The sequence below is a fragment of the Nocardioides deserti genome, from assembly GCF_014266025.1.
Lineage (GTDB): Bacteria > Actinomycetota > Actinomycetes > Propionibacteriales > Nocardioidaceae > Nocardioides > Nocardioides deserti.
The window spans coordinates 183,484-190,771 of record NZ_JACMYC010000008.1 but is presented as its reverse complement, the minus strand read 5'-3'; the positions used below and the strand labels follow the sequence as shown (position 1 = coordinate 190,771).

The window sequence follows — 7,288 nt, the reverse complement described above, 5'->3', positions numbered from 1 at the left end:
CGGGGCCGACAACCCCGAGCGGACAAGTCCTCACAAAGGCACGAAGCCAGTCAGTGCAAGAGTCACGCCCGCGGCTGCCAACCACAGCCCAGCACCATCAGGCTGCAGAGGGAAGCCTCACAGTCAGGTCAGGTCAGGGCGGGGAGGGCCTGGGTTGCGGTGAAGACGGCGACGCCGAGGACCAGAGCAGTGAAGACCTGCTGCAGTCGGTCGGTGTCGACCCGGTCCGCCAGGCGAGCTCCGGCGACGGCCGCCAGGGCGGATGCTGCGGTGAGGGCGAGGACCGGACCCCAGTCCGGGCTGGTCCCGGTGCCGGCGCGGACCACGAGGGCCGATGCGCTGGTGATGGTGATGACAACCAGGGAGGTGCCGGCGGCGTACTCCATCGGCAGTGCCAGCGCGAGGAGCAGGGCCGGGACGACCAGGAACCCGCCGCCGACGCCGAGGAACCCGGTCAGCAGCCCGACTGCGGTGGCCGTGATCAGCACCTTCAGGGCGCGCGGGCACTGGCAGGCGAAGGTCGGGCTGAACGTGATGATCGGGTCGTCCAGCGTCGGCCGCTGGCGGTGCTCGCCCGCACCGCGGTGGTGGCGCAGCTGTCGCCACGTCAGGAGGGCTCCGACGAGGAGCATCAGGGCCGCGAACGCCGCGAGGAGCACGTCGTCGGGGACGTGCGCGGCCGCCTTCGCTCCCGCCGCGGCGCCGCCGATCGCCACCGCACCGAACAGCACGCCACGGCCGAGGAGCACGTTGCCTGCCCGGTGGGCGGTGACCGCCGCGATCAGCGAGGTCACCCCGACCACGACCAACGAACCGGTCGTCGCCTGCGCCGCGGACTGGTCCAGTGCGTAGACCAGGACCGGGACGGCCATGATCGAGCCGCCCCCGCCCAGCGCCCCCAACGACAATCCGATCAGGGCGCCGGCGGCGACCGCGACGATCACGACGGCGAGGCTCATGTCAGTCCTGCGACCCGTCGCTGGAGCTGACGAGGTGGAGCCCAACCTTCTCGGCGTTGTCGAAGGTGTCATCGACCGCGACCGGGGTGCGGCCGGCGGCGGCGACGAAGGACGCCGCGATCGAGGCGCGGTAGCCGCCGGCGCAGTGCACCCACACCTCCCCGGCGGGGACCTCTGCGACGCGGCGCGGCAGCTCGTGGACGGGGATGTTGACCGCGCCGCCGATGGCGGCCTTGGCGTGCTCGTCGGCGCGACGGACGTCGAGGACGACGACCTGGCGGTGGTGGCGGACCTGGGCGAGGTCGGCGAACGTCGCGGTCGGGAAGTGGGCGACCTCGCCGGTCGTCCACTGCTCGGGGCCGCCGGTGGCCTGCGCGGCGGGCCGGTCGATGCCGATGCGAACCAGCTCGCGCTGCGCGGTCGCGACGTCCTCGGCGGTCTCCCCGAGGAGGGTGAGCGGGGTGCCCCACTCGATGAGCCAGCCGAGGTAGGTGGAGAAGGCGCCGTCGAGCCCGAAGTTGACCGTGCCCGGGGCGTGACCAGCGGCGAACGCGGTGCGGTTCCGGAGGTCCACCACCCACTCGCCGGCCTCCATGCGGCGGCGCAGCTCGGTCGCGTCGGCCTCCTGGACCGGGGAGAGGTCCGGCGCCTGCGGTCCGCGGGCGTTCGCGGGCCCCATGTGGACGTAATAGGCCGGCCACGCGCCCAGACCGTCGAGAAGCTCGCGGACGTAGGTCTCCTCGTCCTCGGTCAGCACCGGGTTCGAGTGCTTCTCCTGCCCGATCGTCGAGGAGGTGGCATCCGACTGGGTCGCCGAGCAGAACGAGCCGAACCCGTGGGTCGGGTACACCTCGGCCGCGTCGGGCAGCTCAGTCGCGAGCCGGTGGGCAGAGGCGTGCTGGTGCCGCACCAGTGCGTCGGTGTGCTCGGAGCCGAGCAGGTCGGGCCGCCCGGTCGCGCCGTAGAGCAGCGACCCGCCCGTGAACACGGCGTACGGCTCCTCGTGGCCGTCGGCGACCGTCGAGAGCGCGTAGGACAGGTGGGTGAAGGTGTGCCCGGGGGTCGCGATGGCGCGGACCCGCATCCGGCTGCCCACCTCGACGACCTCGCCGTCGCGGACCGGGGTCCGGTCGAAGGAGACGTCGTCCTCGGCGTTGACGAGGTACGCCGCGCCGGCGGCCTCGGCGAGCGCCAGCCCGCCGGTGACGTAGTCGTTGTGGATGTGGGTCTCGAACACGTGCGTCAGGCGGACACCGTCGTCCCCGAGGACCTGCTGGACGCGGTCGATGTCGCGCTGGGGGTCGATGACGAAGGCGACCTCGCCGTCGTGGACCACGTAGGTGCGGTCGCCGAGCGCCGGCGTCTCGATGACGCGGACCGTCAGCGGCGCGGCACCCTCGGTCGTCTTGCCTCGGAAGCTGGGGATCATCGTCTGCTCACTTCTCGATCGGGCGTCCGGAGCGGATCCAGGCGCTGGTGCCGCCCGCGACGTTGATCGCGTCGAAGCCGGCGGCGGTCAGGACGTCGGTCATGGCGCTGCTGCGGTTCCCTGAGGCGCACACGACGTGGACCGGGCGGCTGCGGTCCAGCTCGTCGAGGCGCGCGGTCAGCTCGCTCATCGGGACGTTGCGGGCGCCGGGCACGTGGCCCTCGCGGTACTCGGCCGGCTCGCGGACGTCCACGAACGCCGCTCCGGCGCCGTGGACGGCTGCCGCCTGGTCAATGTCGATCTCGTGCATCTCGTGCCCTCTCACTGGTCCGGCCGGAACCCCCTGGGGGGATATCTACGACACTAGCAGAACCCCCCAGGGGGTTGTACAGTTGAGGGCGCACCGGTCGAGCGCCGGACCGACGGCAGGCGACGAGCAGACGATCGCCCTGAAAGGAAGCCACTGATGGACCTCGAACCCACCGACATCAAGCCGATCATCACGCGCATGAAGCGCGCCAACGGCCACCTCGCCAGCGTCATCCGGATGATGGAGGAGGGCTCGGACTGCGAGTCGGTCCTCACCCAGCTCGCTGCGGTCAACAAGGCACTCTCGCGCGCCGGCTACGCCATCGTCGCCACCGGGCTCCAGCAGTGCCTGACCGAGTCCGACGAGGGGCTCGACGGCGTCGACGTGAAGAAGATGGAGAAGCTCTTCCTCGCCCTCGCGTGACGGGGCACCGCTCCGCCGGAGCGAGAAACCCCCTCGAAATGCAACGAACCCCCACACGAGGTGGGGGTTCGGCGCCTGGATCGGTTCCATCCAGTGGCAGGTGAAGGATTCGAACCTTCGAAGGCAAAGCCGACGGATTTACAGTCCGCTCCCATTGGCCGCTCGGGCAACCTGCCGGGCTGTCGTCGGGAGGCGATTGGCCCCCGGTGACGACGAGGAGAAACAATAGCGCAGCGCACCGTCACGCAAAAAACGTCCGGGAGGGACACATGGCCGACTCGTCGTTCGACATCGTCAGCAAGATCGACCGCCAGGAGGTCGACAACGCACTGGGGCAGACCGCGCGCGAGATCGCGACCCGGTTCGACTTCAAGGGCACCGGCGCCACCATCGAGTGGTCGGGCGAGCAGGTCATCGAGATCAGCGCCTCGGCCGACGACCGCGCCAGCGCGGTGCTCGACGTGTTCAAGGGCAAGCTCGTCAAGCGCGACGTCTCGCTGAAGGTGCTCGACGCCTCCGAGCCGCGCCAGTCCGGGCAGGTCTCGAAGATCACCATCACGCTCAAGGAGGGCATCACCTCCGAGGACGCCAAGAAGATCTCCAAGCTCATCCGCGACGAGGGCCCCAAGGGCGTCAAGGCGCAGATCCAGGGCGACGAGCTGCGAGTCTCCTCCAAGAAGCGTGACGACCTGCAGGCCGTCATCTCGCTGGTCAAGCAGCAGGACTACGACTTCGCGGTGCAGTTCACCAACTACCGCTGACCCGCCTCGCCGCCCCGCCCGTCGGGGTGACACGCGCCCTCACCCAGGGACGGTGTGTCCGGACTCACTGGTCTGGTCCGCGTCCTGGCGCGAGACGACTTCGGATGCGCCCGTGCGGTCTCTATCGTGGAGGAGTCGGGTCGTGACGCCACGAAACTGGAACGTGTTCCAGTTCTAGTCGTTGAGCCCTACGATCGACTCCACCTGCGGACGCACCGCGTCCGAATACACGCAGCAAGCAAGGGAAGTGGGCGCGAGGTGTCCAGCCAGGTACAGAAGCAGGTCAAGCAGCTCGACCGCGTGATCATCCGGTTCGCCGGTGACTCCGGCGACGGCATGCAGCTGACCGGCGACCGGTTCACCCAGGAGTCGGCGGTGTTCGGCAACGACCTGGTCACCCTGCCGAACTTTCCGGCCGAGATCCGGGCGCCCCAGGGCACGCTGCCCGGCGTCTCGTCGTTCCAGGTGCACTTCGCCGATCACGACATCCTCACCGCGGGCGACGCGCCCGACGTGCTGGTCGCGATGAACCCGGCGGCGCTCAAGGCCAACATCGGCGACCTGCCCAAGGGCGCGACGATCATCGTCGACACCCACGACTTCTCGGCGCGCAACCTGACCAAAGCCGGGTACGACGCCAACCCGCTCGACTTCATCGGCGACGCCGGGTCCGAGCTCGGCGAGTTCGCCGTGCACCCGGTCGACCTGACCGGCATGACCGTCGAGGCGGTCAAGGAGTTCGGCCTCTCCCGCAAGGACGCCGCCCGCGCGAAGAACATGTTCGCCCTCGGCCTGCTCTCGTGGATGTACGGCCGCCCGACCGAGTCGACGACGGCGTTCCTCACCAAGCGCTTCGCCAAGGTGCCGGCCATCCGCGACGCCAACATCACGGCGTTCAAGGCCGGCTGGAACTTCGGCGAGACCACCGAGGCGTTCGCGGTCTCCTATGAGATCAAGCCGGCGCCGGTCTCCCCGGGCACCTACCGCAACATCTCCGGCAACCTCGCGCTGGCCTACGGCCTCGTCGCGGCCGGTGTGCAGTCGGGCCTGCCCGTCTTCCTCGGGTCCTACCCCATCACCCCGGCCTCCGACATCCTCCACGAGCTCAGCAAGCACAAGGCCTTCGGCGTCACGACGTTCCAGGCCGAGGACGAGATCGCAGGCGTCGGCGCGGCGATCGGCGCCTCCTTCGCCGGCCACCTCGGCGTGACGACCACCTCCGGCCCCGGCATCGCGCTGAAGTCCGAGGCGATCGGCCTCGCGGTGATGACCGAGCTGCCCCTTCTGGTCGTCGACGTGCAGCGCGGCGGGCCCTCGACCGGCCTGCCGACCAAGACCGAGCAGGCCGACCTGCTCCAGGCGATGTTCGGCCGCAACGGCGAGGCGCCGGTCCCGATCGTCGCCCCGCAGTCCCCCGGCGACTGCTTCGACGCCGCCATCGAGGCCGCCCGGATCGCGATCACCTACCGCACCCCGGTGATGCTGCTCTCCGACGGCTACCTCGCCAACGGCTCCGAGCCGTGGCGCATCCCCGAGACCGCCGGCCTGCCGGTCATCGAGCCGAGCTTCGCCACCGAGCGCAACCACGTCCTCAAGCCCGAGAAGGTGCTCGAGGACGGCACGGTGCAGCCCGAGGAGAAGGACTTCTGGCCCTACCTCCGCGACGAGGAGACGCTGGCCCGCCCCTGGGCGGTGCCCGGCACCCCCGGCCTCGAGCACCGCATCGGCGGCCTCGAGAAGGGCGAGGGCCACGGAAACATCTCCTACGACCCCGGCAACCACGACTTCATGGTCCGCACCCGCCAGGCCAAGGTGGACCGGATCGCCGAGTCCCTGCCGCCGCTCGAGGTCGACGACCCGTCGGGCCGCGCCAAGGTGCTCGTGCTCGGCTGGGGCTCGACCTACGGCCCGATCGGCGCCGGCGTACGCCGCGTGCGCCGTGCCGGCTATGACGTCGCGCAGGTCCACCTGCGCCACCTCAACCCCTTCCCGAAGGACCTCGGGGACATCCTCAAGCGCTACGACAAGGTGCTCGTGCCCGAGATGAACCTCGGCCAGCTCTCGATGCTGCTGCGCGCGAAGTACCTGGTCGACGCCATCGGCTACAACCACGTCCGCGGCCTGCCGCTGAAGGCGGCCGAGCTGGCCGAGGCGATCGGCAACCTCGTTGCCGACGCCGAGGGAATCACCGTGGACCTGACGACCTCGACCGTGGAGGAGATCTCCTGATGACCGCCCTGTCCGGCACCGACCTCCCCACCCCCGGCCTGCGCTCCGGCACCGAGTCGGTGCCGTCCCTGCCCGAGGGTGCCGCACCGCAGACCGGGAAGGACTTCTCCTCCGACCAGGAGGTCCGCTGGTGCCCCGGCTGCGGCGACTACGCCGTGCTCAAAGCCGTCCAGGGCTTCCTGCCCGACCTCGGCCTGCGGCGGGAGAACATCGTGTTCGTCTCCGGCATCGGCTGCTCCAGCCGGTTCCCCTACTACCTCGACACCTACGGCATGCACTCCATCCACGGCCGCGCGCCGTCGATCGCCACCGGCATCGCCACCGCCCGCGAGGACCTCTCGGTCTGGGTCGTCACCGGTGACGGCGACGCGCTGTCCATCGGCGGCAACCACCTGATCCACGCGTTGCGCCGCAACGTCAACATGACGATCCTGCTGTTCAACAACCGGATCTACGGCCTCACCAAGGGGCAGTACTCCCCCACCTCCGAGCCGGGCAAGATCACCAAGTCCACCCCGATGGGCTCGGTCGACCACCCGTTCAACCCGGTCTCGCTCGCGCTCGGCGCCGAGGCGTCGTTCGTCGCCCGGACCATCGACTCCGACCGCAAGCACCTCACCTCGGTGCTCTCCGCGGCGGCCGCCCACCGCGGCACCTCGCTGGTGGAGATCTACCAGAACTGCCCGATCTTCAACGACGGCGCGTTCGACGCGATCAAGGGCCAGGGCGACTACAAGGACGGCAAGGCCGACGCGATCATCCCGCTCGTCCACGGCGAGCAGGTCCGCTTCGGCGCCCCGGACGAGGACGGCCGCGGTTCCAAGGTCGTCGTCCGCGACCCCGCCAGCGGCTCGGTCCGCGTCGCGCTGGCCTCCGAGGTCGACGAGTCCGCCGTGCTCGTGCACGACGCGCACGACCCGGACCCCTCGACGGCGTTCGCCATCAGCCGGCTGACCGCGGCCGACTACCTGCACCAGGCGCCCATCGGCATCTTCCGGGCCGTCGAGCGGCCGACGTACGACGACCAGACCCGCACCCAGCTCGACACCGCCCGGCAGGAGGCGCCCGCCGAGGCCACCGACCGGCTCGCCGCCCTCATCAGCTCCGGCGACACCTGGACGGTCGTCTGACCGAGCACCACAGCACGACAGCACCCCAGCACGACAGCACGAAGGGT

General features: G+C 70.3%; 7 protein-coding genes and 1 tRNA gene. 4 read left to right on the top strand and 4 right to left on the bottom strand.

Annotation, left to right across the window (positions count from 1 at the left end; translation table 11 throughout):
* Window positions 1-128 precede the first annotated feature (128 nt).
* Genes H7344_RS14925 through H7344_RS14915 form a run of 3 tightly spaced genes read right to left on the bottom strand, consistent with a single transcriptional unit; the run spans window position 129 to window position 2,698 of the window.
* Window positions 129-959 (bottom strand): TSUP family transporter, encoded by an 831-nt coding sequence (locus H7344_RS14925; protein WP_186346789.1) that lies wholly within the window; start codon window positions 957-959, stop codon window positions 129-131.
* 1 nt (window position 960) lies between these two features.
* Entirely contained in the window at window positions 961-2,388 is a 1,428-nt protein-coding gene (locus tag H7344_RS14920) for an MBL fold metallo-hydrolase (protein ID WP_186346788.1), read from the bottom strand.
* 7 nt (window positions 2,389-2,395) lie between these two features.
* Window positions 2,396-2,698 carry a rhodanese-like domain-containing protein gene (locus tag H7344_RS14915; protein WP_186346787.1) on the bottom strand — a complete coding sequence of 101 codons (303 nt, stop codon included), beginning with the start codon at window positions 2,696-2,698 and terminating at the stop codon, window positions 2,396-2,398.
* 156 nt (window positions 2,699-2,854) lie between these two features.
* Here H7344_RS14915 and H7344_RS14910 point away from each other — a divergent pair, with 156 nt between their 5' ends.
* Complete coding sequence (locus H7344_RS14910) at window positions 2,855-3,121, top strand: metal-sensitive transcriptional regulator (RefSeq protein WP_186346786.1); 267 nt, start codon at window positions 2,855-2,857, stop codon at window positions 3,119-3,121.
* 94 nt (window positions 3,122-3,215) lie between these two features.
* Here H7344_RS14910 and H7344_RS14905 read toward each other — a convergent pair.
* A tRNA-Tyr gene (locus tag H7344_RS14905) sits at window positions 3,216-3,297 on the bottom strand.
* A 93-nt stretch (window positions 3,298-3,390) separates the two neighbouring features.
* On the opposite strand from H7344_RS14905, the gene H7344_RS14900 reads away from it, so the two are divergent.
* From H7344_RS14900 to H7344_RS14890, 3 genes are all read left to right on the top strand, one after another.
* On the top strand, window positions 3,391-3,882 hold the full coding sequence (locus H7344_RS14900; RefSeq protein WP_186346785.1) for a YajQ family cyclic di-GMP-binding protein: 492 nt from the start codon (window positions 3,391-3,393) through the stop codon (window positions 3,880-3,882).
* Window positions 3,883-4,218: 336 nt separating this feature from the next.
* Window positions 4,219-6,111, top strand: a complete 1,893-nt coding sequence (locus H7344_RS14895; protein ID WP_373286528.1) for a 2-oxoacid:acceptor oxidoreductase subunit alpha — start codon at window positions 4,219-4,221, stop codon at window positions 6,109-6,111.
* The gene (locus H7344_RS14890; RefSeq protein WP_186346783.1) at window positions 6,111-7,241 is read left to right on the top strand and encodes a 2-oxoacid:ferredoxin oxidoreductase subunit beta; all 1,131 of its coding nucleotides are present in this window, start codon (window positions 6,111-6,113) and stop codon (window positions 7,239-7,241) included. Before H7344_RS14895 ends, H7344_RS14890 begins: the two co-directional genes overlap by 1 nt.
* The last annotated feature ends 47 nt before the right edge of the window (window positions 7,242-7,288 follow it).

Excerpts from the sequence above, each read along its gene's own strand:
- H7344_RS14890 (WP_186346783.1), top strand. The coding sequence starts at position 6,111 with ATGACCGCCCTGTCCGGCACCGACCTCCCCACCCCCGGCCTGCGCTCC.
- H7344_RS14925 (WP_186346789.1), bottom strand. The coding sequence starts at position 959 with ATGAGCCTCGCCGTCGTGATCGTCGCGGTCGCCGCCGGCGCCCTGATC.
- H7344_RS14895 (WP_373286528.1), top strand. The coding sequence starts at position 4,219 with ATGCAGCTGACCGGCGACCGGTTCACCCAGGAGTCGGCGGTGTTCGGC.
- H7344_RS14920 (WP_186346788.1), bottom strand. The coding sequence starts at position 2,388 with ATGATCCCCAGCTTCCGAGGCAAGACGACCGAGGGTGCCGCGCCGCTG.
- H7344_RS14915 (WP_186346787.1), bottom strand. The coding sequence starts at position 2,698 with ATGCACGAGATCGACATTGACCAGGCGGCAGCCGTCCACGGCGCCGGA.
- H7344_RS14910 (WP_186346786.1), top strand. The coding sequence starts at position 2,855 with ATGGACCTCGAACCCACCGACATCAAGCCGATCATCACGCGCATGAAG.
- H7344_RS14900 (WP_186346785.1), top strand. The coding sequence starts at position 3,391 with ATGGCCGACTCGTCGTTCGACATCGTCAGCAAGATCGACCGCCAGGAG.